We start from the raw sequence: 26,320 nt of genomic DNA on the forward strand, positions 1-26,320 counted from the left end.
ATGAGCTACTGTTTTAACCCGCTCTGCCGACAACCTCAAAATCCTAGCAATGCCCAGTTTTGTCAGAATTGTGGGTCAAAGCTGGTTCTAAATGGTGCCTACCGTGCCCTCAAATTAATTGGGCAGGGTGGCTTCGGCAGGACTTTTTTGGCGGTATCTGGTGAGAACTCGGAAACACCCTTTTACTGCGTCATCAAGCAATTTTTACCGCGCCAACAGGGAGTTGCTAATTTACAAAAAGCCGCCGAGCTATTTCGGCAGGAGGCCGAGCGGCTAAAGCAACTGGGTCAGCATCCCCAAATCCCCCAACTGCTCGATTATTTTGAGTTAGATGGGGAAGAATACCTGGTTCAAGAATTTATCGATGGGCAAAACTTAGAGGAAGTGTTAGCCAGCGAGGGAGCATTTAGCGAAGCGCAAGTCCGCAAAGTGCTGAACGACCTGTTGCCTGTGTTGCAATTTATTCACCATCATCGGGTGATTCACCGCGATATCAAGCCCGAAAATATCATCTATCCCCACACCGAAGGGCAGCCTGCTCAGGATGTGCCGCTGATTTTGGTGGACTTTGGTGCCTCAAAGTTTGCCTCAGCCACAGCCTTAGCTCGCACAGGCACCGTCATTGGCAGTGCGGGATACGTCGCCCCAGAGCAAGCCATGGGCAAGGCGGAGTTTGCCAGCGACATTTACAGTTTGGGTGTGACCTGTGTGCATTTGCTGACCGGATTGCACCCCTTTGACCTCTATTCCGTCAGTGAAGATGCCTGGGTATGGCGACAATATCTGGCAGATCCGATTAGCCGACGATTAGCGATCGTGCTGACAAAGATGCTACAAAAAGCGACGAGCCAACGCTATGACAGTGCCGCAGCAGTATTACACGATTTGAATCAAACTCCACGAATTACCCGTGGAGAGCGGCGATCGCCAGAAACCCAGTCTCAACGTCGCTTGACCTCAGAAGCCGAGTTGCCTCCTCGTGCAGCCCAGGCACGACGCCAGCGAATTTTGCAACAGCAGCAAGATTGGCAAGCGGTAAGTACCCTCACCGGGCACACTGGAGCCGTTACGGCGATCGCCCTGAATCCAAATGGCACGCTGCTTGCCAGTGGCAGTAGTGACAAAACGATTCGGCTGTGGAGCATTCCTCAAGGGGAGTTGCTATACACGATTCCGGGGCGATCGCTCTGGTCAAACACGGGACATAGCGATCGCATCAGTGCGTTAGGGTTTGCGTTGGATGGGCAAACCTTGATCAGTGGCAGTGACGACAGCACGATTAAGATATGGGATGTAGCCACTCGCAGACTGGTCGTGACCCTGCCCAGTCGAGGATGGGATATCTCCGCTCTAACAGCCAGCCAAACGGGAACCACGTTGGTTAGTGGTGGTGGAGATGGGGTGATCTACGTGTGGGATCTGAAGACCCGGGAACTGGTTCAAAGTCTGCACAAACACCTCGATCGCGTCAGTGCGCTTATTCTCAGCCCCGATGACCGGATCTTGGTGAGTGGCAGCTATGACAAAACCATTCGCGTTTGGGATTTGAGAAAAAATACCCTGATCAATACCTTTAAGGGACATGGCGATCGCATCAGTACCCTTGCCGTTACCCCTGATTGGTACACCCTGGTTAGCGGCAGTTGGGATCGCACCCTGCGAATTTGGGATCTCCCCACAGGTGACCTAAGACGCACCTTAGCCGCTCATCGCGATCGCACCAACTGCCTCGCCATCAGTCCTGACGGATATACACTCGCGAGTGCCAGTGAAGACAGCACGATTAAACTGTGGGAATTAGAAGAAGGCATTCCCCTGCATACCTTCCAGCAAGCCTGGGGAATTAATGTGTTGACCTTTACCCCCGACAGTCGAATGCTAATCAGTGGCAGTGCCGATGAGACGATTAAAATCTGGCAGCGGCGATCGTGAGGGAGCGGGGAGTGGGGAATAGGGAAGAGGAACGAGAAGGATAAGGGCTAAAGGCTAAAAGCGGAAGAAAAATCGAGGATGCAATTAATATAGCTACGGCTATATCAATTCAACGTGGTGGTGGAGTAGCTAAAGTCCAGCACAGGCCAATCCGGCTCCCGATAGTAATGCATCATGTTATCAAACTTGCGAAGCTCAGCCCGTTGAATTAACAGCGTCTGAGGTGCGTCATGCATGAGCCATTGCTGGTTTAAGTCATCAATTTGATGACCCAACGCATCGCGATCGATTTCGTTAGGCACATTGCCAAAATAGCCCAGGGTAATGTGCGCTGTGAGGTGATATTGCTGCTCAATTCCTAAACCGATTAAGGCTGAATTTTGGTAAATTGCCCGACGCAGTTTAACAATCTGCTCATAGCCATCCTCAGTTTTGGGTGTTAAGCAGACCGCTAAGGCTCTGGGCATGACGACAAGACCCATCACTTGCCAATAGATCGGCTCGATTGATTTTTGGGGTTGACATTGCTGAAAGATCTGACCAATGCGATCGCGCAATTGCCACTGAAAATTGGGGTTCTCATCTGCATGACGATAAGCACTATCCCAAATCAGGTCAGCGATCGTCATGTGGAAACTCTCAGGGGGAAGTTGCACAAATAGCTCAGGCGAAAGCTTTTGGGCAATCTGTTGCTGAAATGCCTGCAACTGCTGATAAAACGCCTGATTGTCTGACTCATCTGCCCACGGTGGCGTAATCACCGAATATCCAGGAAACGGAGCAGGCTGAAACGTGCCATCCGGTTGTTGCTGGAATTTTGGAGATGACTGAATATGTTGTACTTGAGACTTGTAAGCCTCTGGTAGCGTCATCCGCGCCACCCGATTTACATAAACCTGGTAAATGTCGTCCAATCGAATACGCCTCGCCTTCTGACTTCAGGGGATCACTTGCAATACACCTTCCCTAATGTACCTTGTCAAAAGCAAGCTTTGACAGAGTAGCCAGAAGACTTTTCTAAACAACAACCCTCTGGCATGAATCATTTTTAGAAATATGAATCATTCTTACTGCAAAAAATGATTCATGCAGAAATTTTAAGGGCTGAAGATGAACTTCTTTAATTAGCTGAAAAACTGATTAAACCAAGCTGTGATTTTGAGATCAAACTATTGTTTTTAAATTGCAAGTTGATCGTTGATCCGTTGGAGTTATACCACACATAAATGTGTGTTTCTGTCTCTCCAGGAATTTGGACTCGACGTGTTTCATCCGCTTTCCCTAAAATGCCTTCTACTTCAGAAACAGTCATCGATTTAGTGATGCGTTCATATTTTGCCAGGGTTTCTGCTAGAGATTCAGAAGCACTACCAATGAGGTTTGAAACAGTAGTTGATTCGGAATTCGTCGATTTTTCTGAAGGCTCTACAACAGATTGCGATACAAAAGAGCAGCTGCTTAAAGCAAGAGCAAATAGGGACAGAGCAGATAGTTTTAGCTTCATATATCAGAGACAGAATGCTCTCTCTAATGTGCCCAAAAGGTCCCAGGGAATTCAATAGCCAGGATTAAAGCCTGAATGAAACTTCGAGGTTTTAAGTACAGAGGAGTTATTGGATTCAATATATTGCTTTTCTAAAGTTTCCTTGATTTTACGGATCACCTAGCTCCAGTCCTCCCGTTGAGAACCACGACCCTTATAAACCTGGGCTATTTGATGAATTTGACGACTTCTTTCAAACAGTGTTTCTTCTGTGAATCCCCACTGAGTCAATACCTTTTTCAAGTCGGATTGAATATCTCTTGCTCCAGGAAAATCTTGATATCGAATGTAGAGACGAGCCAACTCCGCGACATGAAAATCAGTGGGTTGGGCTTCAAGGAGGGTGTTTACGAGCTGGCGATCGCTGCTCCAGAGGGGGTGTTGTTGATCTTTGGAGGTTGCTTTTCCAGAATTGTCAGCCATAGGAAGCAAGGATAAAACACAAAGGATAAAGGATAAACGAGGAAGAGAAGAAAAAATAGGAAATAAGGAAAAATAATACGGAAGTCAGGCGTGAAGAAAAATAATAGCTCAATTTTTACCCTTCATCCTTTTTAATCCTTCATCGTTTATCCTTCAGCTTTCATCCTTTTACCCCTCTCCCTGCTCCAACCGCTTGACCATCCACAACGATTGCACCTCGTAGCCTAGCTGACGGTACAAATTGAGGGCAGGTTGGTTATTTGGAAAGACTTGCAACCCAAGCTGGCGATCGCCTCTGCTTTTAACCCAGGTTTCAGCGTGATGCATCAAGGCTTTGCCGATGCCACGACGACGATGCTCTGGAGTGACGTAGAGCAAGAAAATGTAGGACTGGCGATCGCCGCTGATTTGATCGATCGCACTCCCCATCCAGAGGCAGCCAACGGTTTGACGGTCTACCGTTTCGACCCACCAGAGGGGCGTGTCCTTGGAAAGATACTGTTCAACGGTGTGAGCCAGGTGAGCGACGGATTGACCAGGATGAGATTCCTGGTAGGTGCGCTGCATAAACTTCAGCAACAGGGGGCGATCGAGTCCTGAGCCTGAACGCAGATCATAGCCGGGGAGCAGTTCCACTGGTGAGGATGGCAGTGATTAAAACGCGGCAGTGGAGAGTGGCTCTGGAGGTAATCCTTCTACAAACAGCTCTAAGGGAACGGGTAATTTAGCGGTGCGAAGCAGTTCCCCATTTGGGGTAGTCGCTTCAACGGAGCTAACTTGATCCACTTCTTCAATCGGAGCAGGGGCAGCCATGTCAGCAGGTAAAAAGATGCGGGCACTCACCACTACTAACGCCAGTAGAAACACCAGAACGACCAGCAACGGGGCAATATATTGACGAAAAATAGCCATATAACCGAAAAATGAACAAAAGTCTTAAGAGTTGTAACGCCTTCCTTCCATCCTACACCTCATCGGAGGGGTCATCCCCAGGAAGTGAAGGAGATGAGGCATTCCATGGAGCAAAGATTGGCAGCAACAATAATCCTGGTAAGGCAGCACAGAAGGTGATGAAAAAGAACCACGCCCAGCCTGTGGCTTTAGCAATTTCACCCGCAGGCGAAGCGATGACTTCTCGACTTACCGCCACCAAACTTGACAAAAGGGCATATTGCGTTGCCGAAAAGCGAGGATTACACAAACTCATCAAGAACCCTAAAAAAGCGGCTGTACCTAAGCCAGCACAAAAGTTTTCGATGTTGATTGCCGCCACCATCAGGGGATAGTTTTGCCCAGCCAGTGCCAGGGCAAAATAGGCGAGGTTGCTCACAGCCTGAAGTCCTCCAAACAGCCATAGAGAGCGGTTGATGCCGATTTGGCTGAGCACAGCTCCTCCTAACAGACCTCCAACAATGGTGGCAAGCAATCCCATCCCGCCCCGAATTGCCCCGATCGCCTCAATGGGAAACCCCGTCTGGATGAGAAATGGAGTCGTCATCACAACTGCCAGGTAGTCTCCCACTTTGTAGAGCAGGATAAAGATCAGAATGAGCACACCCCGCCACAGACCAGAGCGAGCAAAGAAGTCTTGAAATGGTAGCTGAACCGCGTCTCTGAGGGTTTGTGGGGCAGAAATGATGTTTCCCTGGCGATCGCGTGACTCTGGCTCAGGCGACAGAATTGAGGTGAGCAACCCCAACCCCATCAATGCTGCCATCAACAGATACACCCCCTGCCATGACAATCGATTTGCCCAAATCAGGGCTAAGGCTCCTGTGACCAGCAGGGCAACGCGATAACCCAGCACCCAAATGGCGACTCCTGCTCCAACCTCTCGTTCTTCTAAAACATCGGTTCGATATGCATCGATGGCGATATCTTGAGTGGCACTGAGAAAGGCAATCACGATCGCATTCACCGCTAGCAGTTGCAATGCCTGCGTGGGTTGATAGAAAGCCATCGCTGCGATCGCCACGATCAACGCCAATTGTGTCAACAGCATCCATCCCCGGCGACGTCCTAAAAAGGGAGGTACGTAGCGATCGAGCAACGGCGACCAGAGAAACTTGACCGTCGAAGGCAAATTCGCCAGGTTAAACCAGCCAATCGTGCCGAGATCCACCCCTGCGACGGTCATCCAGGCAGTCAGGGTTTCACGGGTGAGGTTGTAGGGCAACCCGGAGGCAAACCCCAATGACACCAGAGCCGCCATTTTTTTGCTTTGGAAAACACGCAGGAAGGATGGAATGGATTTCACTGTCTTAATGCTGCTCCTTGTGGTCAGTGGTTGGTGGTCAGTGGTCAATGGTCAATGGTTAATGGTCAATGGTTAATGGTCAATGGTTGGTGGTCAATGGTCAATGGTCAATGGTTAATGGTCAGTGGTTAATGGTCAGTGGCTCAACCCTATTCCCTACTCCCCACTCCCTGCTCCCCACTCCCTACTCCCCACTCCCTCTCCTATTTCTCTGTACTTTTAGGGAGGCGACGCGGAACAGGGAGGGTTAAAATTGCGACTATAGTAGTACATCTGTTCTTCCGTTGCTATAAAATCGTCACTTATGAAGTCCCTCACTTTTTCCCAACAGCGGCTCTTTGACTGGATGGAAGATTACATTTCTCGGTGTCATCACTCCCCCAGTATGCGGCAGATGGCAGCCGCGCTAAATTACAAATCCCTATCGCCGATTCAACTGCACTTGAAACAACTGCAACAGAAAGGATACATCGATTGGGATGAAGGGCATTCTCGCACGTATCGCATCGTGCAGCCCAAACAGTTTAGAGTTCCTATCTTAGGGGCGATCGCCGCTCATAGTTTAGTAGAAACGTTTTCTGACACCGACGTGGAATGGATTGAAGTTCCCGGCTTGTCCGAGATCCTCAAAAATAGCAATCGCCGCAACGACTATTTTGCCCTGCGCGTTCGGGGAGATAGTATGCTCGGTGCCCTGATCGATCACGGTGATGTAGTGGTGATGCAACCACCTCAAGATGCCCGAACTATCCGAGACAAAACCATTGTGGCAGCGCGAGTCGAAGGCAAAACTACATTGAAGTATTTTTATCGCGAAGGTAGTACGATTACACTGCAACCTGCAAACGCTGCCTATCCTGCGACACACGTTAATGCAGATGATGTGGATGTGCAAGGCGTATATGTGGGGTTAGTGCGGGGATTAGTCGGCTAAAACAGATCTTGACCGCAACCTAATTTACTCTTAATAAAAGCTTTTTCCAGACTTAAAGCTATCTCTTTACACTGCCTCCTTAGATTCAAACACCTGCTTGTGAGGAGAATATGGCAAAGATTGCAAAGTTTGGTTGGGTAGCGGCGATCGCCCTGATGATGGTGCCCCTGCAAGGAACAGCAGTCAAGACAGCATCCACTTTATCCGGTGAGCCACCCTTGGTGATTGGGCATCGGGGCGCGAGTGGATATCTGCCAGAGCATACGTTAGCTGCTTATGAATTGGCGATCGAGCAAGGGGCAGATTTTATTGAACCGGACCTCGTCTCAACTAAAGATGGTGTTCTGATTGCGCGTCACGAACCCAACATGATTGCGACAACGAATGTGGCGGAGTTGCCCCAATTTCGCGATCGCCGCCGCACCAAAACAGTCGATGGTGTGCAGGAGGAGGGCTTCTTTTCAGAAGACTTTACCCTGGCAGAAATCAAGCAACTGCGGGCAAGACAACCAAGAGCCTATCGCGATCAATCCCACAACGACCGCTACGAAGTGCCAACACTGCAAGAAATTATTGACCTGGTGAAGCGAGTCGAGGCACAGACCGGGCGCAAAGTTGGCATTTATCCTGAAACCAAGCATCCCACCTACTTTGACAACTTGGGGCTGTCACTGGAGGAACCCTTGATTGAAACCCTGGTTCGCAATCAGTTCACCGATCCAACCCGGGTCTTCATTCAGTCCTTTGAAGTGTCAAACCTGAAGGATCAGTTAACCCCGTTAATGGCGGCCAACAACATCGATTTGCCCCTGGTGCAACTGTTTGATGAGTTTCACCTTAAGCCCTATGACTTTGTGGTTAGTGGTGACTCGCGCACCTACGGGGAATTAATTAGCCGGGACAGTTTGAGAAGCTTTGTAGCAACTTATGCGGAGGGCATTGGTCCCTGGAAGCGGAGTTTTGTCATGACGGCTCCGGTTGACCCACCCGTTGACACAAACGGCGATGGAGTCGCTGAAACCAAGGAACGCTTGACTGGAGAGGTGCTACCAGTCATTCCTGATGCTCATGCGGCAGGCTTAGTCGTACATCCTTACACGTTTAGGGATGAGGAGTCGTTTTTGACAACTGACTATAGCGGCGACCCTGTGGCAGAGTACAAGCAGTTTTATGACATGGGTGTGGATGGGGTGTTTACTGACTTCCCCGATACAGCCGTCAAAGCCCGTCAAGCCCGATAGACAAGCATCTACGAAGGCGAAATTTTTTATAGCGTTACCCGCTTAGGTAGAGTATCGGGTGTAGGGGTGGAGCCTCCACGCAAGGGCCCTGCTCCCTGCACCCCCTGTACTTTACCAACTGGAGTTTAGACTCAGTGGAAACAATCCCAATCTCTATGGTGATACCGAGCAAAAGGTGAGAAACCAGGTACTAAACCGTTAGGCAGAGGTTTGGGCTTACTTTTGCGTTTGGAGTATCGTTTTCGGACAATGGGGGCACGCACATTTTGGCGATCGCCTAATAAGAGTTGCAATGTCTGTAATCGTCAACGGATGAATTTCAGATGCAAGTCTTAAACGGATGAGAATGCACGCTTTAATGATGTTTCGTCTGAGCCGCGATAACTCCCCGGCGTTTTTCCAGTCCACCGTTTGAAAGCTCGATTAAACGCACTCGGCTCTGAAAACCCTAACAAAAAAGCGATATCGTGAATCGGTGTTGCTGGGTTTTTGAGGTGTTGTAGGGCGAGTTCTTTTCGAGTTTCATCCAGCAACTGTTGAAAGGAAGTGCCTTCCACTTTGAGTTCGCGTTGCAAGTGACGAACACTAATGGCTAATTCATAAGCGATCGCCTGAATGGTGGGCAGTTCCCCAATCAGGTGTTGAGCGATCGCCTGCCTGACCTTTTGTCGATATCCCTGCGTTGGAGTTAAAGCCGCCAACATCGCGTCGGCATACGATTCAAAAATAGGCAATAATGCTGCATTACTCGATAAGATTGACCAATCAAGACAGCCTGCATCAAACACAAGACGATTGGTTGGTTGTGCAAAATGTAGCTCAGTCTGAAACAGACGCTCATAATCGGTTAGGTGAGCGGGTGGTGCATATTGAAACCAGGCGGCTGAAAGGCGAAGTCGCTTGCCCGTGAGATTTTTAACAAGTGCCAGTAATGATGCAAAGGTACATTCAACCAAATAACGTCTTTCTTCTAACTGGCAGGTTGTCAAATCACCTGTCATCCAACCTCCTGTTTTGTTGCGACTCGACATCCAATTGTCTGCCATATTGCAGTCACATTCACACTCACAAAAGACTGTCCCACTTGATTTTGAGAAGCGAATTTGAGTGATTTGGCAGAATAAACGTGTGTAACGAACGAGTTTTTCAAACACATCTCCTACTGTTTTGCAATTGAGTAAGACATATCCTGGAATGCCAAAGTTAGCAATATTAAAAGACTCTCCTAAATGTAAGCCAAAGTGATCGTCACCTGTTTGCTTAACAGCCTCTCGCCACAGCACCAAATGGAGTGACCAGGGAATACGCTGGTCGGGTGTTTGCAAGAGTTCAGGATCAATCCCTGTAGTAGCACAAACAGTTTCAATATCGGCTCCTTGTTCTGCTGCAAATTGCAGAATACTACGAGCTGTGTAACCAGAAACGGTTGTTTCTTGCATGAATTGTTATTTGTTAGCAGCAGGGAATGAGTTTAAGTTGCAAAATTATCACCTTCGTAGCATCACCCCAACTGTGAAACATCACCCAGTTGGGGATAAGCATCTGATCTCTCCCAGCCTTTCCTCTTATCAGGACGATGGCGCGATCGGTCAAGGGATTGGCACACAAAGTCAAGTGATTTTGAGAATAGAGAATATACGGTTGAGATACTCTCAACGGTGTTTCAATTCACATGACAGATAATTCTCTCAGACAAGCTCGAAGCTTGGGAACGCTGAGCAATCGAGCGATCGCCCGACGAGATGTGGTAAATTTACGCGATCGCACAGATTTCTACAAATTCACACTCAACCGCAGTAGTAATGTTCAATTTCAATTGTCTGGCTTACAAGCCAATGCAGATTTGTTGTTGCTAAATGGGGCGGGGCGAGTTTTGGGGCGATCGCGCAAGGGTGGCACCCAGACAGAACAGGTCAATCGCCAACTGGCAACAGGAACCTATTATGTGCAGGTGCTCAATCGGAGCAGCGGAACGCGATATCGGCTTCTAGGGTCTGCAACAGCCAGTGGAGGGAGCACGACCCCTGCTGGAACTCGTGCAAACCCAATCGATTTAGGAATTTTAACGGGTGGACCTGTCACCCGAATTCAAGACGTAGCAACAGGTGCTGGTCTTAATGATGCAACGTACTACAAATTTCAGGTAGGGCAGATTAGCGATGTGAGTATCGCCCTCAGCCAAATATCTGGGGGAGGTACGATGTTCCTTGAGTACGACAGTAACCGCAACGGACTGTCCGATGTCAACGATGCACTGCTTGAGGCAGGAGGCGGAACTGAATCGAACAATGACCCCATTGTTTCTAAGCCATTGCCTGCCAACACAACTTACTTTTTAAGCGTGTCTCGAAATACACTCTTCAACACAATGCGGTATAACCTCACTGTGACCACCAATCCTGCTCCGGGCAATATTCCTACTGACCCCGGAAGCGAACCAACCACCGCTTACGATTTGGGCACGTTGAACCGAGGTGGGCGGTTTGAACTCAAAGATTATGTTGGAAGTGTAGACTTTACTGATCTCTATCGCTTTAGTCTGAACGAAACAACGAGCGTAACTCTGAATAAGGTCGATGTTGTGGGAGGTTCTAACCTCAACGTATTCCAAGATAGAAACAACAATAATATTCTTGAGGACAGCGAAGCAGTTTTCATTTCAGGTGTTAGAACGTTGCAAGCTGGAACGTACTACGTCCGTTTGAGCGCAGGAGATGGGGCATACACGGTGACTATTACGACCTGAGTTCAGACACAAGGCTTTTCTTGCGATCGCGTGTCAAGGTTGGCTAGAATCACGACGCCCAACTCAACTTTGGTATTCAATGTAACCGCTTGATATTGCACCAGTTGCTGCAAGGCAGAGCGATTACAGATCAACGGCTTGGGTCATCTGCACTGGATCACACTGTAGTTTTGAGGATTTTTAATGTTTAATAGTCAGGTTAACGCCTCTTCTCAACTCTCGGATAATCGTCCCAGTAGTGCTCGCAACATCGGCACCCTGAGCGGACGCAAGGTATTTCGAGGCTTGGTGGGAGTGAGCGATCGCGTCGATTTCTACTCCTTTAAGGTCACTGGACGCAGCAGTTTCAACCTGGCACTCAACCGATTGCAAAACAATGTCGATGTCTTCTTGCTGCAAGGTCGCAGAGTGCTGGCCCGCTCAACCAAACGAGGAAAACTGGCAGAAGCGATCAATACTAATCTGGAGTCTGGCACCTACACGATTCAAGTGAGTCAAAGAAGCGGTGATAGCCGATACACACTGACACTCAATGCAGCATCACTTCCTGCGCCAAACCCTAGACCTAAATTGGTGTCTTTATATCGACAAGCCAGCGATCCGCTGCCTCGATATGGATTCGTTGATCTCAGTACAGGCAGCATTTCTCAATTACCGTTGGGCAATGCATTCGGTCAATTAACCTTGCTTGATATCGCGTCTTCGGGCAGTGATACCCTCGCCGTTGACCTTTTGTCTGGCTTATACAGAGTAGATGTCAACACAGGTAATTCTACACGTATCGGTGATTTGGGAGGCTTTCTTTCAGGCATTGCCTTTGGCTCCCTGGGGTTTGGACCCTCTGGAACGCTCTATACAATTGGAACCAATCGCACAACACGCCAATCGGGTCTATATACAGTTAATGTAGCCGCAGGCGGACAGGTGACGTTGGTGGCTAACCTTCCAGGCATTGTTGATGTTGGCGATATCGCCTATGACGCCACATCAGGACGTTTCTTTGCCACTGCCAACTCAGCCGCCGCAGGCGGTAGTCTCCTTTATTCCATCGGGTTGATTGGCGATGCTCAACTGGTTGGTAACATTGGTTTTGACGGGGTTGGAGCACTACTCTTTGACAACGGAATTTTGTATGGCTACGACAGCGTTTTTGCACTACAACAACGCCAAATTATCATCAATACAACCACAGGAGTTGGAACCGTCGATAAACTGGTAACACTCAATAATCAACCCTTTAGTGACATTAGTGGTGGAGCCTGATCGACGTCAATTTGCTTCGCCCAACTGGGTAAACCAGTCGGGTGGAGCAGAGATAGAAAGCCATTCGATATCATTGACTTCTTTTGTGAGGCTTGAGATCAATGGTTCAATACTATGTGCATGGATATAACCAACGAGAAAGCATTCGCTTACAAGATCAAGCATCCACATTAGTTGAGTTATTGCACTCGGATACAACTTACCCCGCCGGAAGTCGAGTCCTTGAAGCAGGATGTGGCGTCGGAGCGCAGACTGTCACGTTGGCTCAAAATAGCCCTTCCGCACAGATTGTCTCAGTTGATATCTCAAACAGTTCGATCGCAGAAGCGAGAAAAAAAATTGAGGCATTAGGGTTCAATAATGTGTCGTTTCAGCAAGGCGATATCTTCAACCTACCGTTTGAACCAGAATCCTTTGACCATATCTTTGTTTGTTTTGTGCTTGAACATCTACCACAACCGATCGCGGCCCTCACGAGTCTTAAACGCTTGCTAAAAGTGGGTGGCACAATGACGGTGATTGAAGGCGATCATGGCTCAACGTATTTTTATCCTGATAGCAAAGCGGCTCACAACGCAATTCAGTGTCAGGTTGATCTACAAAAACAGGCAGGTGGTAATGCCAACATCGGGAGAGCATTGTATCCTCTCTTAGATGCAGCAGGGTTTGATTCTATTCACGTTTCTCCGCGTATGGTTTATGTTGATGCCAGTAAACCTAAATTAGTCGAAGGTTTTACTAAAAACACGTTTACAGCCATGATTGAAGGCGTTCGCCAACCTGCTATTGAAGCGGGTTTGATTGACGAAACGATGTTTGATGCTGGCATCCAGGATTTGTATAGAACCGCAGAAAGCGATGGTGTTTTTTGCTATACCTTCTTTAAGGCATTTGCAATAAAGCCAGCATGATAGTTGTGACATCGGGAGCAAGCGATCGAACCCTAAGTTGACTCCAAAGTGCTGGTTAAGGCGATTCTTGCAAGCACTAGTGACGACCTTGCCAATCGCTGTCAATCCTCAGCACAAGACCTGAACCATGTCTGCAACTCTATTCTGTCAATTTTGAGAGGTTTTGGTAGAAGCTTAATCATTAACATTGATGATTAACTATTAACTATCGAGCGTTAATCATCTGGTTTGCATCATGTCTGGACAATCTACCCACTCAACCTATCAACCTCCAGTTGCTAAACTTTTGTCTGCGGGTGAAGTTAAACACAGCAAAAAAGAACGCTGGAAGAACTATCGCCAGAAGTATGGGTTAACTGAGGCAGATATTCCTGAGTTGATTCGCATGATGACCGATGATCAACTCTGGAATAGCGAGGATATAGCAGAGGCTTACAGCGCGGTTCATGCGTGGCGAGCACTGGGGCAACTCAAGGCGATCGAAGCCATTAGGCCGCTCTTATCACTTTGGGATGACTATGAAGATGATGATTGGCTCAGTAGTGAAGCCCCAACCGTTTTTGAGTTAATTGGAAGTCAAGCACTGCCTGTCTTGAGCGAAGCGTTAGCCAATACATCATTGAAAGAATGGGCACGCTCTTCTGCCTCTGAGGGGATTTTGAAGATCGGTAAAGCTGAGCCAGAACAGCGTGATGCCTGTGTTGAGATTTTGAGACGGCAGCTTGAAGCCTACAACGACAACGGTTTGGTCTTCAATGGCATGTTAGTGTCAGCACTGGTTGAATTCAAGGCTGTAGAAACGGTTGATTTGATTGAGCAGGTGTATGCTGCCAAACAAATTGATGACATGATTCCAGGGACATGGGCTTATATTCAAATCAAGTTTGGGCTGAAGCAACGATCTGATTTTACGAAAGACGAGCTTCAACCCCAGTTTTTCAAAAATATGGCAGCGTCTCGATTGCTTCGCAATCTTAAGTTGAATGATGATTTAGATGGCTTGGGTGCTCCCCCTCCTGACGATTGGTATGAGTATCCGGTGACACCTTCTGGTTTTGGAGAAGGTTTTTTAGAAATACCTAAACAATCTGTCCCAAAGCCAGTACAAGGGTTTGGGCAAGGAGGAGTGACAAAAGGCAATAAGAAAAAGAAGAAAAAGTAGGGATGGTTAATGGTCAATGGTCAATGGTCAATGGTCAATGGTCAATAGTCAATAGTCAATCGTCAATCGTTGATGGTTAGTGGTCGATGGTGAATTGTGCTTGAGGAGCGATCGCCCCATCTGGCATTAATTCAACAAGCTGAGTTGTACTCCATAGTTTTCGGCTGTGTCGCGGGCTTTGGCAGATCGTCGGCGAGGTTTCACAGGATGCGGTTTAATCTCAACATGGGCGACAAACCAGGTTCGCAGTGCCTTTGCCTGTTCTAAATCCAGATTCTCTAAATCAAGAGCGGCGGGAAACAATTCAGGATTCAGTTGAGTTGCCCAACCGATTTCGCTAACAAAGCGATCGCTCCCAAAGGGTACGACTGATTCTGGCAACCGTCCCAAAAAAGGAATCACGTTATCGTGGTGCAGGAAAATCTGGCGTTGGTGTTCCAGTTGTTGAACACGACGCTGACGGGCATCCTTGTATTTCAAAATCGGGGGTGGATAGTCGCGCAATCGTGGCGGCAAGCCTAACTGTTCGGGGGGCAGGTGAGCGACTTCGGGCACCCATTGCCGAATGAAGTCACCCTGTGGATCGCAGCGATCGACAGCCACTTGTCCGGGGTTGTAAATGCGAGTCCAGGTTTTATCGACGCAGTGGGTCACTCCGGCTTGCATTGCCCACTGGTAGTGATCAATGGGGCAATCGCCATCAATCAAGTGCCGCATGAAATGCAACGCCCCATACCGCCAATCCATCCCTAACAAATTGCTTAAGAAGCTAGAGTAAATGGCTCTGACGCGAAAATTCAGCTGCTTCCATCCGCCAGTCGCCTCCAAACAACGAGCCGCCGCATCGATGATGGGAAACCCGGTTTGCCCTTCCTGCCACGCCTGATAGAGGTCTTCGTCAAAGTCCCAGCCTTCTTCGTCAAATACGTTGTAGAGCGATCGCACTTCTAACTGAGGCAAGTAGCGGAATCGTTGAGCAAACCCACTACCCCATCGCAAACGTGAGATGAATTGTTGACGGCTCCGTTGTATCCGCGGGTCTTCTGCATCCTCTAATTGCTGAGCCGTGTGAAAACACTCCCGCACTGAGATTGCCCCAAATTTGATGTAAGGACTCAACCCTGATGTTGCGTCTGCACCCGGATAGGACAATTGCCAGTAATAGCGATCGGTCTTCTCGTCCAAAAATTCCCGCAGCAGTTGTCTTGCTGGCTCAATCCCTCCGGGGGGAATTGGCTTATCGTCTGCGAATAAACCTAACTCCGCTAAGGTGGGTAATGGTTCGCTTTGCACTGACTCAGGAACGCAAACACGACTGGGCGGAGGAATTGGATTTTCCTGCATGTGCAGATACCACAGATCGCGATAGCGAGGATAGGGAATTAAATCCGGGGTTGTGCCCGCAGGCTCAAACCAACGGATCTTCATCTGCCGCTCTTGCAAAGCCTGGTTGAGTCGAGCATCGCGCACCCGACCATAAATTCGCTCAAAGTCAACATAGGCGTAAATTCCATCGGCTTGTGTCTCCTGCACTAGTTGGGGCAAAACCTCTGCCGGATCGCCATAGCGAATGATGAGCCGACCCCCATGTTGTCGCAAATCGCGATCGAGACTATGCAGGCACTCCAGCATAAATGCCACTCGTGCTGAAGCCGTTTCGGGGTGGTGTAACAAGGCGCGATCGAGCACGAACACAGGAACGACGGCTCCCCGCAGCGCAGCCCGATACAGCGGCGCGTGATCCGCGATGCGTAAATCTCGGCGAAACCAGACCACGGTACAGTTCATAGAGGCAACTTGCGGAACCGTAACGAAAAGTAAACCTTGCCTCTCTCAATTTAACTGACCATTACGGTTTATTGCATTGATTGCTGACATCAAAAACCTGTCCAAAGCAGAGGTGCCCCTGCCCTTGGTGTTGACACTTATCCACAAATTACTTGCTCTCGATCGGATGAGATGGCGTTTGGGTCAAAAAAGAACGCATCTCATTGACAATGCCCGCCGCATAAATTTGTGTTAAGGAGTGGTCGGTGTTGGGCAACACCACAAATTGAGCACCCGCAATCTCATTGGCGTAGGTTTGGGCGTGCCAGAGGGGAATTGTCTCGTCGCGATCGCCAATCACCACCAACGTCGGCACTTGTAGCTGATGGATTTCTTTTTCCACCGTATCGATCGCATCCTCAGGACGGAGGCGATCGACCAAAAAAGAGCGACCTGCCGGTTGGGCGTTAATCTCTCGGCGAAACCACCGCAAACGATCTAAGTTCTCCCGTTGCCCAATCACACTTGCCAACGGTTGCGCCAACCACAACCCTAAATCCACCACCGAAGTTTGCCACAACAAGGGTCGTAAGTGGTCATATCGCCCACAAAAACTGTCATCCCGAATTCCAGCAGGGGCAACTAAAATCAACGCCTCGACATCGTCATACGCCAGCGCATAGGCAGCAGCAACCCATCCCCCCAGGGAATGCCCGACCAACGTCACTCGCTCTAGCCCCAGGGTCACTACAAACTGGCGGACAAATGCTACCAGCTTGGCAATGTCATACCGAATCATAGGCTTTGAGGACTGACCAAACCCCAACATATCCAGCGCAATGCAGCGATGATCAGTGGCTAAGGCGTCCAGGAGCGATCGCCAACAGCTTCCTTCTCCCATAAACCCATGCAAAAACAAGAGCGGTGCTCCAGTCCCCTGCTCCAAATAAGCTGCCTCATATCGGGACGGGTTCGTGTCGAGTGTGATGACTTGCTTGTTGTGTAACACAGTGTTAACTCCTGGCTCCCCTTCTAACAGAATATCGAGGTTGCAGTGGGTATCACCTTTTAACTTTCGAGAGAGTTAAGAATTGAATCTTAAATTATGGATGTGAATCAGGGAACGATAGAGAGTAATGCCGTAGTGAGAGCGTTTCTTTAAATTCTGCTACACATGGCCGCAGGTTTACAGTCTCGCCATTTACCTTAGACGGCTTTTTCTCTCGTCGCTTTCATTTTTTGTCTCCTACTTTCGTTACACTTTCTTAATATCAACCCCTTCTAGAGTTACACTTCATTGCAAAATTCAAAGGAGCGAAATGTCCCGTGATACGTTCGATATCGTTGTTGAAAGTGATGAATTGAGAGAGGCAAAAGTTTTGGTTGCACAGTTTGACAAACCCTCAGATCCATTACTCCGCGAAGACTTTAGCGAGTATGTCGCCCATCTTCAACTCCATATGGCATTACAAGCTCGTAATCTTGTGCCTACCCTAACTAAAACTGTTGACAGTCGTGAGCAACTGCTTCATCAGACGCAGGCAAACTTTGAGAAGTTTGTCTCTCGCCAGATTGGTTAAGCAGTGCTGCGAGGTGGTTTTCCCTGAGAACTCCGTATCTCTCCTGACTTTAAGAAGCAGGGAGTTGTAGTTCTCAGACCATAATGGGTAGCTTTCAGTTCAATTCAAGCGTGTTGTTCTCGGTTGTCATAGCAAATTGAGTAGGGACGTATGATTTAACGTCCCTACATTTTTTTGACTTAAGCGTTGGGTTCAACCAATTTAATCTTTGAGGCTAACCCGATCGCCTGAAGAAACTGAATGGTCATCCAGGTCATATCAATCTCCCACCATTGCAATCCATGGCGAGCGGAGTATTGAAAAGCGTGATGGTTATTGTGCCAGCCTTCACCATAGGTCAGCAGAGCGACCCACCAACAGTTGGTGGAATTGTCACCTGATTCATAGGTGCGATAGCCAAATTTGTGCGTTGCGCTGTTGACAAACCAGGTGCAGTGATAGACCAGCACCAGACGGAAAAACACCCCCCAAACGACAAACGACCATCCACCCAGCAGATACAGACCAACCGCCAGGACAACTTGCAGGAGTAAAAAGTTTTTATCTAAAAACCTGTAAAACGGGTCGTTGGCGATATCTTTTGTGTAACGATCCCTGAATTGTTTAGCCGGAACATCGCGTAACATCCATTCCATATGGCTCCACCAAAACCCTTTGCTTGAATCATGATGATCCAGGTCCTGATCGGAATGGATATGATGGTGGCGATGCAACCCAACCCATTCGATCACGCTCCCCTGCATTGATAAGCTGCCACAGAATACCAGCAGATATTCCAGCCATTTAGGGGTTTGAAAACTACGATGGGTGACTAAGCGATGCCAACCGAGTGTGATACCCAAACCGCCAGTCACCCAATGGAGCAACAAACATAAGCCAACTGCTGACCAACTGAAATTACTGGGTAAGAAAACAAATAGTGCGCCAATGTGCAGTGCCACCATAAAAAAGATGGTGTGCCAGGTCCAAGGGAGTTTAGTTGAGGTTGCGATAGTCATTCATTAATCTCAATGTGAACAGTGCAGCCCGATCTGCGCGAAAATAAGACTCTGCCAATTCAACACATGCAAAGCGACCTAGACGACATTTGTTGTCCAGTGCTGCATCGAGAGAACCACGAGAGTTCGGGAACAGATGAACAAGGGTATTCAAGCCCGACAATTGTTGGTGTTGAACTTCGATTGGCTCGTAATTTCAACTAAATTGCAGAGATTGAGTGATGACCCCTGATCAATACCTTCAGCAAGCAGAAAAAGCACTATTTCAGATTTTTTCTGGAATTGATGCTCAGGTCAAGGAAAATTTGAGACGAGTGCTCATAGCCATGCGTCGTCATCAAGTTGGGGTGCACCATTTTTCCAGTGTATCCGGGTATGGCCACGGCGATTTAGGACGACAAACCCTCGACCGAGTGTTTGCTGAGGTTATGGGGGCGGAGGCAGCGGCAGTGCGAGTGCAGTTTGTGTCCGGTACTCACGCGATCGCCTGTGCCCTGTTTGGTGTCCTGCGTCCGGGTGACGAGCTTCTAGCGGTGGCAGGAGCACCCTACGACACATTAGAAGAAGTCATTGGCTTACGGGGACAAAACCAGGGTTCCCTACGGGAGTTTGGAATTCACTACCGCCAGCTAAATTTAACCGCAGCCGGTGAAATCAATTGGGAGGCACTTGCAAATGCCATACTCCCCCACACTCGAATGGTACTAATCCAGCGGTCGTGTGGGTATACCTGGCGACAGAGTTTGGCGATCGCCGATATTGAAAAGATTATTAAGCTTGTCAAACAGCAGAATCCAGAAACCGTTTGTTTTGTGGATAACTGTTATGGCGAATTTGTAGAAGACCGGGAACCCCCTGCGGTTGGAGCCGATTTAATGGCGGGATCATTGATTAAGAACCCCGGAGGAACGATCGTGATAGCAGGGGGCTATGTCGCGGGTCGGGCTGATCTGGTGGAGCAGGCGTGCTGTCGTCTCACGGCTCCGGGTGTGGGCAGTGAAGGGGGAGCGACCTTTGACCAAAATCGGTTATTGTTTCAGGGCTTATTTCTTGCTCCCCAGATGGTGGGCGAAGCGATCAAAGGCAATCATTTAACGGCGATGGTGTTTCAGGAACTGGGATATCCGGTGAATCCGCTGCCGGGTGCGCCTCGCCGGGATGTGATTCAGGCGATTAAGCTGGGTTCCCCGGAAAAAATCATTGCCTTCTGCAAAGCGATTCAACAGTATTCCCCGATCGGTTCCTATCTCAATCCTGTCCCCGCTCAGATGCCGGGATACGAAAGTGAGTTAGTGATGGCAGGTGGCACCTTCATTGATGGCAGTACCTCGGAGTTTTCAGCCGATGGCCCTTTGAGGGAGCCGTATGTGGTGTTTTGTCAGGGTGGGACTCACTGGACTCATGTGGCGATCGCACTGGAAGCGGCGATCGAAGCAGTAGGGAAGAATGAAGGATGAAGGATGAAGGATAAAGGATAAAAGATGGGGGATGAAGGATAAAGGATGAGGGATAAAGGATGAAGGATAAAGGATGAGAGATGAAGGATAAAGGATAAAGGATGAAGGATAAAAGATGGGGGATGAAGGATAAGAGTGTAAACTGCCCTTCATTACTCCTTCTCTTGACGTTTCATCTTCCAATTATGAATTTCGTAGGGTCGTTTCGCAAAACGCCCTTACGGCGGGAGTCAATTTTTGAGAATCACATCCGAATTCAGCAACGTCTCGGTTTTCATCCTTTGTTTTTCAAATTAATTTTTTCCATTGCCAATCCGGCAGGGGGGTATCTCCGTAGATTCCAACAAATGAGGTCTTCACCGCCTCGTGAAGATATCAAGCTCAATTTGTTGCCTCAAGGAGATAAAGAATGGCATCTCAGCCGCAAAATCAGCCAAAGGGCTTACTCAGGCGTTTGGCTGCAACTCTACCCTCATCGATTAAAACGCCCCGTTTCGGTAAAACGCTCAAGGTAGGTGCTGTTGCACTTAGTTTAGCAATAACCGCGATGGGGGTTTCGATCGCCCTCAATCCGCCAACGATTCAAGCCTCTGACCATGATGACGGGGATATTGACACCCGCAGTCGTGCCCTCAGCCTGACAGATCTCTATGTGTTTCGGGAGCGGGATCAAAACCCCTCCGTAGCAACAGATGATCTGATTTTGATCATGAACACCAACCCGCGATCGCTGGCACGAGTGCAGTATTACTTCAGCAGCAATGCTCAGTATGAGTTTCGTGTTTCACGGGTTGGCAACAATAACGCCGTTCCAACTGGGGTGCCCGATGTCCGACTGCGGGTAACGTTTAGCGGACCCGATCGCGCCAATCGTCAGCGCATGACGCTCACACTAGTCGATCGCAACGGTCGTGAAACGGTGATTAACCGGGGCAACAACGGCAGACCTCTATTTACCACGGCACTGAATGAAGCCAGCACCCCAATCATTAACCAAACTCGTATTGCCGGATTGCCTGTGACCGTATTTGCGGGACTACGGGAAGATCCCTTCTTCTTTGATGTGGAGCAGTATTTCCGAGTGCGGGCTGGACTGCTGGGAACAGGGCCCTCCGTTGGCTTTCGACCACCCAGCACAGCGCGTGACTTTGCCGCAGGATACAACGTCAACACGATCGCTCTCCGCGTGCCCCGTCGTTTGTTGCAGGGCGGAACCCGCAACACCACCTTTGATGTGTGGCTCTCTCTGTTAACGCCTGACCCCCGCAACGGGCGGTTTGTGCAAACGGAGCAACTGGCACGCCCGGCGGTGAATGAGGTGTTGGTGATCAACCAGAGCACCTATGCCCAATACAACCGGGTGATGCCAACTCGCAACGCCCGTGAACTTGCCCCGATCGCCCGTGAGGCAAAGCGCACCCTGCTGGCGTTAGGCAACAGCGATGCTCGTGCTAATGCGCTGCTTGGAGCCTTCGTGCCCGATGTCATGCGGATTGATACGACGGGTCCCAGTGGTTTTGCCAATGCGCTCAACAATGCAGGTTCCCCAATTCGCGGGCGGATGCTGTTGGATGACGTGGTGGACATTGCCTTTACCGTGTTAACGAATGGAGCCGTCACCACGGACAACGTTTCCTATGCTGGGGAGGCAAATAATCCAGCCCAGGGACACAAGCAACTCGAAGCGTCGTTCCCGTATCTGGCGTTACCTAACTAGTACAGCAAAAAATAAGTTTTGAAAGGGGTGAAGGGGTGGAACCCCTTCTTGGGGGCGAAGCCCCCAAACCCCCTACATTGCAGAACTTTGTGTTCGCAACACTAGTACTCCAGGGAGCGGGGAGTGGGGAATAGGTTGGCTAGGTTCCATGTAATACCATTTTGGATTTGCATTTTGGATTGTGAAATGTCCACAAGAAGGTGCTTCTAGTCTTCGATCTGCCCAATCTTCAATTTCAGTCGGTATAACTCTCCTTCATCTCTCTCCCCTCTCTGCCCCCTCTTTATACCCTTTCTACCAATTTGGGTTACACACGAATGCTCCTGTAAGGGCGTTTCGCGAAACGCCCCTCCGTTCATCTCTAACTACTGTTTCTTGAATTGGTAGTACTTCTGCGTTTTTCCTTTTTCTATCTTCGTTCTTATGAAGTACATTAGTTTCCCTCAGCCCGGAGACAAACGCCGATCGCCCCTTTTATGGCTGGTTCTTGTTGGATTGCCGTTAACGACAGCCGCGTTGTTAGTCACGCAATCGGACTGGCGCGATCGCACGGAGCAGTGGCTTGGTCAGGTCTTCAGTCCATTAGATGCCCCTTACCAGTATCCGTTTCAGAATGGGGTGGCTCGTGTGAACCCGACAGGGCGCATTACTGAGGAGATTGGCTTCTATCAGGAGCAACTGCGGCAAGACCCTCAAAATGCTCTGGATCGGGCTGCGCTGGCTCTGGCATATCTGCGAATGGCACGGGCAACCGGGCAAAACAACTGGTATGTTTTGGCGGAGGAGTCGGCGCGTCAGTCCCTGGTGCAGTTGCCCCACGGTAATGTAGAGGCGATCGCTGTTTTGGCACGCATCGCTGAGGCGCGTCACGACTTTGCAGGGGCATTGCAGTTAACGGAGCAAATGCCCAGACGAGAGGCGATCGCTCTGCAAGTGACGGCTAATCTGGCATTGGGCAACCTGGAGGAAGCCAGTCAGGCAGCGGAAGAACTGGTGGATCTGACGTTGAGCACCCATGCCTTTACGCTGCAAGCCATGGTCAAAACCGCTCAGGGCAAGGATGAGGCAGCCCTCCAGAGTTTTCAATATGCTCTGGAGGTAGAAGAACAGGGGGAACTCACCCTCTCGGCACGAGTTCGCACCCTGTTGGGACGCTATTACTACGAACGGGGACAATTGGGTCTGGCGGAGGACTTGTACGAAGAGGCACTCCGCATCGTGCCGCAGTACCCCCCGGCACTGCTGAATCTGGCGCAACTGGATATCCGGCAGGGACGCTATGGTGCGGCAAAACGGCGATATGACCAGCTTGTTGCTGGGGCAAATGGTGCGCCGACCGTGTATGACTCAGTGATATGGCGGGGGCAAGCCAGAATCAACCTGTTACAGGGCGATCGCGCTGGCGCAGAAGCTCTCTGGAGTCAGGCTGAAGTCCAACTGCGCCAAAGCCTGGTTGGGGTTGATGCGGGTTCCTTTGGACATCGCCGCGACTTAGCCCGACTGTTGTTGGAACGGGGGCGATCGCAGGACATTGCCGAAGCAGTCACCCTGATGGAGGCTGAAGTGCAACTGCGACGGGACACCGACACGCTGAGCCTCTACGCCTGGGCATTGTCAGAGGCAGGGCAACGGCAACAGGCAAACGCCGTGATTGAGGAGGCGATCGCTCAGGGAACCCGCGACCCCGATCTGTTTTATCGAGCCAGTGCGATCGCTCAAGCATTGGGTGATGCAACTCAGGCGCAGGCTTATGGGCAGGAGGCAAAGGCGATCGACCCGCTGTTTGATGACGGTGCTCAACGGGCAGCAGGACTGGGAACAGGATTAGGCAGCTAGAAGGAGATAAATGATGAAATCTAAAGTGGGTCGATATGGAATTTTGAGTGTGCTTGCTGGGTTGGTGGCGATCGCATTGTGTCTGCTAACCGCTACACCCAGTCAGGCGCATTGGGCAGATCTGGCAGCAGCAGAAGTGGTGGTGCAGGAGGCTCAGGTGCAGATGACACTGACGTTTCCTACAGGGTTACTGGCGTTTGCCGACGATAACCAGGATGGACAGTTGTCTGCTACAGAGGTGACAACGCATCGACAACAGTTACAAACCACGCTGGCGAAACAGATCCGCCTGACTGACAGTAACAACCGTTCTGCCACACTCAGCGTTGAACCTTCTGAAGGAGCAACACTGTCTCCCAGTGCGTTGGTTGCGCCCAATACCCACAGCACGTTGCAACTCACGTATGCGTGGGACAGTCCAGTGCAGGGATTGCGAATTCAGTATGGATTGTTTTTGCCGGGAGTCCCGACTGCCAGTTGCGTCACCACCATTTTGCAAGACGGACACCTTAAAACCCATGTGTTTACCCCAACCCGAACCGAACTGGCTCTGACTCCTGGTTTACCCTGGGTTGCAACTGGAGAAATGATGTTGGCGATCGCTGGAGCCTTTGTTTGGGGGGCAGTTCATTCCATGTCACCGGGGCATGGCAAGACGGTTGTAGGAGCTTATCTGGTGGGAGAAAGAGCAACCCCACGACATGCTATTTTTCTGGCGATGACAACGACGATTACTCACACAATTGGGGTATTTGCGTTGGGCTTGGTGACTCTATTTGCAGCACGTTATATTTTGCCAGAGCAGTTGTATCCCTGGCTGAGTCTGGCATCTGGGCTAATGGTGGTCACCATTGGAGTGAATTTGTTGCGCGATCGCTTCAACCGTCATAGTCACCACAGCCATTCTCACGAACATCATTCCCACGAACATTATTCCCACGAACATCATTCTCACAAACCACACACTCACTCTCACAGGTTGCACACTCACGAACCGCATTCTCACGAGTTACATACTCACGAACAGCTATCTCACGAAGATCACGCTCGCAAATCACAAAATCAGAACTATCATTCTGACAAGACGCACACACACTCACATCATGCTCATGAACAATATCTCCACGAGCCGCACTCCCAAAAACCACACGCTCACGGACACGCTCACGAGCATTCCCACGAGTCACATTCCCATCAGACGCACCCTCAACAGCAGACTGGCGATCGCCACTCCAATCATCCTCGTAACCACCGTCATAACCACACTCATCATCACGACCACATTTACCGTCATGACCCTATTCAAGGTCACACGCACGGGCACGCTCACTCCCACTTGCCCCCTGGAACCGATAGTCCAATTACGTGGAAGAGCCTACTAGCACTGGGTATTTCAGGCGGATTGGTTCCCTGCCCTGCGGCCCTGGTGTTGCTGCTGAGTGCGATCGCCCTGGGCAATGTGAGCATCGGATTGATTCTGGTGCTGTCTTTTAGCTTGGGTTTGGCGTGTGTGTTGACTAGTTTGGGCTTGTTGTTGGTCTATGCCAAACACCTGTTTAAGCGAGTGCCTGCCCACCTGCGATTTGTGCGGCTTCTTCCTGCCTTTAGTGCGATGTGCATTACGTTAATTGGTTTGGGCATTTCAGCAAAAGCAATCTTGCAGATGCAGGTTTAGGGTAGTGGTCAATGGTTGATGGTTAGTGGTCAATGGTTGGTGGTTAATGGTCAATGGTCAATGGTTAGTGGTCAATGGTCAATAGTTAGTGGTTAGTGGTCAATGGTTAGTGGTCAATGGTCAATGGTTAGTGGTCAATGGTCAATGGTTAGTGGTCAATGGTCAATAGTTAGTGGTTAGTGGTCAATGGTTAGTGGTCAATGGTCAATGGTTAGTGGTCAATGGTTAGTGGTCAATGGTCAATGGTCAATAGTTAGTGGTCAATAGTCAATGGTCAATAGTTAATGGTTATCTGTTAATTGTCGATTGCTAACTTTCAAGTTTCGTTCTTGTTTGACTTACCTCTTCTTTTATCCTTCAGCTTTTATCGTTTATCCTTCTTCTCTTTTCTCCACGCAGAAACGATAAATCGTGTTTTTTTCCTCGTCATCCTTTACCCTTCATCGTTTATCCTTCTTTCTCCCTTCTCTCTTTTCTTATGCTGAAAATACTTGGTCTAACAACGGTTTCTTTTGTTTTAATTGGTTCGATTTCAACTGTTAGTGTTGCCGATCCGGTGCCGACATTTGCGTATCCCAACACAACATTGGATGACAGTAGGCTGTTTTGCTATATGCAAACGGCTGATGGGCGAACGCTTGATTTGGGGCGCATTTGTGGCAGATCAACTCCCACTGTTCCCACGACTCCACAGGCGAGTCGGTTAATTTCCGCTCCGATTCCGGCAATCCCTGTACCGGGTAGCTCTACAGATTTAAATCTAAACGCACCTAACGCCAGTCCGATTCCTAACACCGCAGACGCAGGAACCGGAAACGATTTAGCCTGCTTCATTTTTGATTCTCAAGGTCGCCCCTGTGCCAGTACAGCGCAGTAAG

General features: G+C 49.4%; 25 protein-coding genes. 15 read left to right on the forward strand and 10 right to left on the reverse strand.

Annotated elements, in window-relative coordinates:
- The gene (locus tag H6G89_RS13865; protein WP_190507171.1) at positions 1–1,932 is read left to right on the forward strand and encodes a serine/threonine-protein kinase; all 1,932 of its coding nucleotides are present in this window, start codon (positions 1–3) and stop codon (positions 1,930–1,932) included.
- A 104-nt stretch (positions 1,933–2,036) separates the two neighbouring features.
- On the opposite strand, the gene H6G89_RS13870 is transcribed toward H6G89_RS13865, so the two are convergent.
- The 6 genes from H6G89_RS13870 to H6G89_RS13895 form a co-directional block, all read right to left on the reverse strand.
- Positions 2,037–2,846, reverse strand: a complete 810-nt coding sequence (locus tag H6G89_RS13870; RefSeq protein WP_190507173.1) for a DUF1868 domain-containing protein — start codon at positions 2,844–2,846, stop codon at positions 2,037–2,039.
- A 206-nt stretch (positions 2,847–3,052) separates the two neighbouring features.
- Positions 3,053–3,436 (reverse strand): DUF3862 domain-containing protein, encoded by a 384-nt coding sequence (locus H6G89_RS13875; RefSeq protein WP_190507175.1) that lies wholly within the window; start codon positions 3,434–3,436, stop codon positions 3,053–3,055.
- A 159-nt stretch (positions 3,437–3,595) separates the two neighbouring features.
- The gene (locus H6G89_RS13880; protein WP_190507177.1) at positions 3,596–3,898 is read right to left on the reverse strand and encodes a DUF3288 family protein; all 303 of its coding nucleotides are present in this window, start codon (positions 3,896–3,898) and stop codon (positions 3,596–3,598) included.
- 168 nt (positions 3,899–4,066) lie between these two features.
- Positions 4,067–4,534, reverse strand: a complete 468-nt coding sequence (locus H6G89_RS13885) for a GNAT family N-acetyltransferase (protein WP_309229859.1) — start codon at positions 4,532–4,534, stop codon at positions 4,067–4,069.
- Positions 4,535–4,552: 18 nt separating this feature from the next.
- The gene (locus H6G89_RS13890; RefSeq protein ID WP_190507179.1) at positions 4,553–4,810 is read right to left on the reverse strand and encodes a hypothetical protein; all 258 of its coding nucleotides are present in this window, start codon (positions 4,808–4,810) and stop codon (positions 4,553–4,555) included.
- A gap of 52 nt (positions 4,811–4,862) precedes the next feature.
- Complete coding sequence (locus H6G89_RS13895) at positions 4,863–6,110, reverse strand: AmpG family muropeptide MFS transporter (RefSeq protein WP_190507461.1); 1,248 nt, start codon at positions 6,108–6,110, stop codon at positions 4,863–4,865.
- Between the two features lie 9 nt (positions 6,111–6,119).
- Here H6G89_RS13895 and H6G89_RS34440 point away from each other — a divergent pair, with 9 nt between their 5' ends.
- The 4 genes from H6G89_RS34440 (at position 6,120) to H6G89_RS13910 (ending at position 8,330) form a co-directional block, all read left to right on the forward strand.
- Positions 6,120–6,287 (forward strand): hypothetical protein, encoded by a 168-nt coding sequence (locus H6G89_RS34440; RefSeq protein WP_199336703.1) that lies wholly within the window; start codon positions 6,120–6,122, stop codon positions 6,285–6,287.
- Positions 6,224–6,406 (forward strand): hypothetical protein, encoded by a 183-nt coding sequence (locus tag H6G89_RS13900; protein WP_199336704.1) that lies wholly within the window; start codon positions 6,224–6,226, stop codon positions 6,404–6,406. Before H6G89_RS34440 ends, H6G89_RS13900 begins: the two co-directional genes overlap by 64 nt.
- Before the next feature lie 53 nt (positions 6,407–6,459).
- Positions 6,460–7,089, forward strand: a complete 630-nt coding sequence (gene lexA, locus H6G89_RS13905) for a transcriptional repressor LexA (protein WP_190507187.1) — start codon at positions 6,460–6,462, stop codon at positions 7,087–7,089.
- Between the two features lie 110 nt (positions 7,090–7,199).
- Positions 7,200–8,330, forward strand: coding sequence for a glycerophosphodiester phosphodiesterase (locus tag H6G89_RS13910; protein ID WP_190507189.1), 1,131 nt, complete (start codon positions 7,200–7,202; stop codon positions 8,328–8,330).
- 332 nt (positions 8,331–8,662) lie between these two features.
- On the opposite strand, the gene H6G89_RS13915 is transcribed toward H6G89_RS13910, so the two are convergent.
- The gene (locus H6G89_RS13915) at positions 8,663–9,769 is read right to left on the reverse strand and encodes an AraC family transcriptional regulator (protein WP_190507191.1); all 1,107 of its coding nucleotides are present in this window, start codon (positions 9,767–9,769) and stop codon (positions 8,663–8,665) included.
- Positions 9,770–10,002: 233 nt separating this feature from the next.
- Between H6G89_RS13915 and H6G89_RS13920 the strand changes: the two genes are divergently transcribed.
- The 4 genes from H6G89_RS13920 (at position 10,003) to H6G89_RS13935 (ending at position 14,412) form a co-directional block, all read left to right on the forward strand.
- Entirely contained in the window at positions 10,003–11,076 is a 1,074-nt protein-coding gene (locus H6G89_RS13920) for a PPC domain-containing protein (RefSeq protein WP_190507193.1), read from the forward strand.
- 183 nt (positions 11,077–11,259) lie between these two features.
- Entirely contained in the window at positions 11,260–12,339 is a 1,080-nt protein-coding gene (locus tag H6G89_RS13925) for a pre-peptidase C-terminal domain-containing protein (protein ID WP_190507195.1), read from the forward strand.
- 101 nt (positions 12,340–12,440) lie between these two features.
- Positions 12,441–13,250, forward strand: a complete 810-nt coding sequence (locus H6G89_RS13930) for a class I SAM-dependent methyltransferase (RefSeq protein ID WP_190507197.1) — start codon at positions 12,441–12,443, stop codon at positions 13,248–13,250.
- 235 nt (positions 13,251–13,485) lie between these two features.
- Positions 13,486–14,412 (forward strand): HEAT repeat domain-containing protein, encoded by a 927-nt coding sequence (locus tag H6G89_RS13935; RefSeq protein ID WP_190507198.1) that lies wholly within the window; start codon positions 13,486–13,488, stop codon positions 14,410–14,412.
- Positions 14,413–14,538: 126 nt separating this feature from the next.
- On the opposite strand, the gene H6G89_RS13940 is transcribed toward H6G89_RS13935, so the two are convergent.
- The gene (locus H6G89_RS13940) at positions 14,539–16,200 is read right to left on the reverse strand and encodes an FAD-binding domain-containing protein (protein ID WP_190507199.1); all 1,662 of its coding nucleotides are present in this window, start codon (positions 16,198–16,200) and stop codon (positions 14,539–14,541) included.
- Between the two features lie 148 nt (positions 16,201–16,348).
- The gene (locus H6G89_RS13945; RefSeq protein ID WP_309229865.1) at positions 16,349–17,188 is read right to left on the reverse strand and encodes an alpha/beta fold hydrolase; all 840 of its coding nucleotides are present in this window, start codon (positions 17,186–17,188) and stop codon (positions 16,349–16,351) included.
- A gap of 370 nt (positions 17,189–17,558) precedes the next feature.
- Between H6G89_RS13945 and H6G89_RS13950 the strand changes: the two genes are divergently transcribed.
- Positions 17,559–17,759, forward strand: coding sequence for a hypothetical protein (locus tag H6G89_RS13950; protein WP_190507465.1), 201 nt, complete (start codon positions 17,559–17,561; stop codon positions 17,757–17,759).
- Between the two features lie 179 nt (positions 17,760–17,938).
- Here the strand turns inward: H6G89_RS13950 and H6G89_RS13955 are convergent, their stop codons facing one another.
- Complete coding sequence (locus H6G89_RS13955) at positions 17,939–18,757, reverse strand: acyl-CoA desaturase (RefSeq protein WP_190507200.1); 819 nt, start codon at positions 18,755–18,757, stop codon at positions 17,939–17,941.
- Positions 18,758–18,978: 221 nt separating this feature from the next.
- On the opposite strand from H6G89_RS13955, the gene H6G89_RS13960 reads away from it, so the two are divergent.
- The 5 genes from H6G89_RS13960 to H6G89_RS13980 all read left to right on the forward strand — a co-directional run bounded on the left by H6G89_RS13960 (position 18,979) and on the right by H6G89_RS13980 (position 26,319).
- Positions 18,979–20,214: a methionine gamma-lyase family protein gene (locus H6G89_RS13960; RefSeq protein WP_190507201.1), complete on the forward strand. Its 1,236-nt coding sequence runs from the start codon at positions 18,979–18,981 to the stop codon at positions 20,212–20,214.
- Positions 20,215–20,623: 409 nt separating this feature from the next.
- Positions 20,624–21,931 (forward strand): DUF4331 domain-containing protein, encoded by a 1,308-nt coding sequence (locus H6G89_RS13965; RefSeq protein WP_190507202.1) that lies wholly within the window; start codon positions 20,624–20,626, stop codon positions 21,929–21,931.
- A 423-nt stretch (positions 21,932–22,354) separates the two neighbouring features.
- Positions 22,355–23,767, forward strand: coding sequence for a tetratricopeptide repeat protein (locus H6G89_RS13970; protein ID WP_190507203.1), 1,413 nt, complete (start codon positions 22,355–22,357; stop codon positions 23,765–23,767).
- Positions 23,768–23,777: 10 nt separating this feature from the next.
- On the forward strand, positions 23,778–25,442 hold the full coding sequence (locus tag H6G89_RS13975; protein ID WP_190507204.1) for a HoxN/HupN/NixA family nickel/cobalt transporter: 1,665 nt from the start codon (positions 23,778–23,780) through the stop codon (positions 25,440–25,442).
- Between the two features lie 478 nt (positions 25,443–25,920).
- Complete coding sequence (locus H6G89_RS13980) at positions 25,921–26,319, forward strand: hypothetical protein (protein ID WP_190507205.1); 399 nt, start codon at positions 25,921–25,923, stop codon at positions 26,317–26,319.
- Position 26,320: the final 1 nt, after the last annotated feature.

Origin of the sequence: Oscillatoria sp. FACHB-1407, assembly GCF_014697545.1 — a bacterium.
Lineage (GTDB): Bacteria > Cyanobacteriota > Cyanobacteriia > Elainellales > Elainellaceae > FACHB-1407.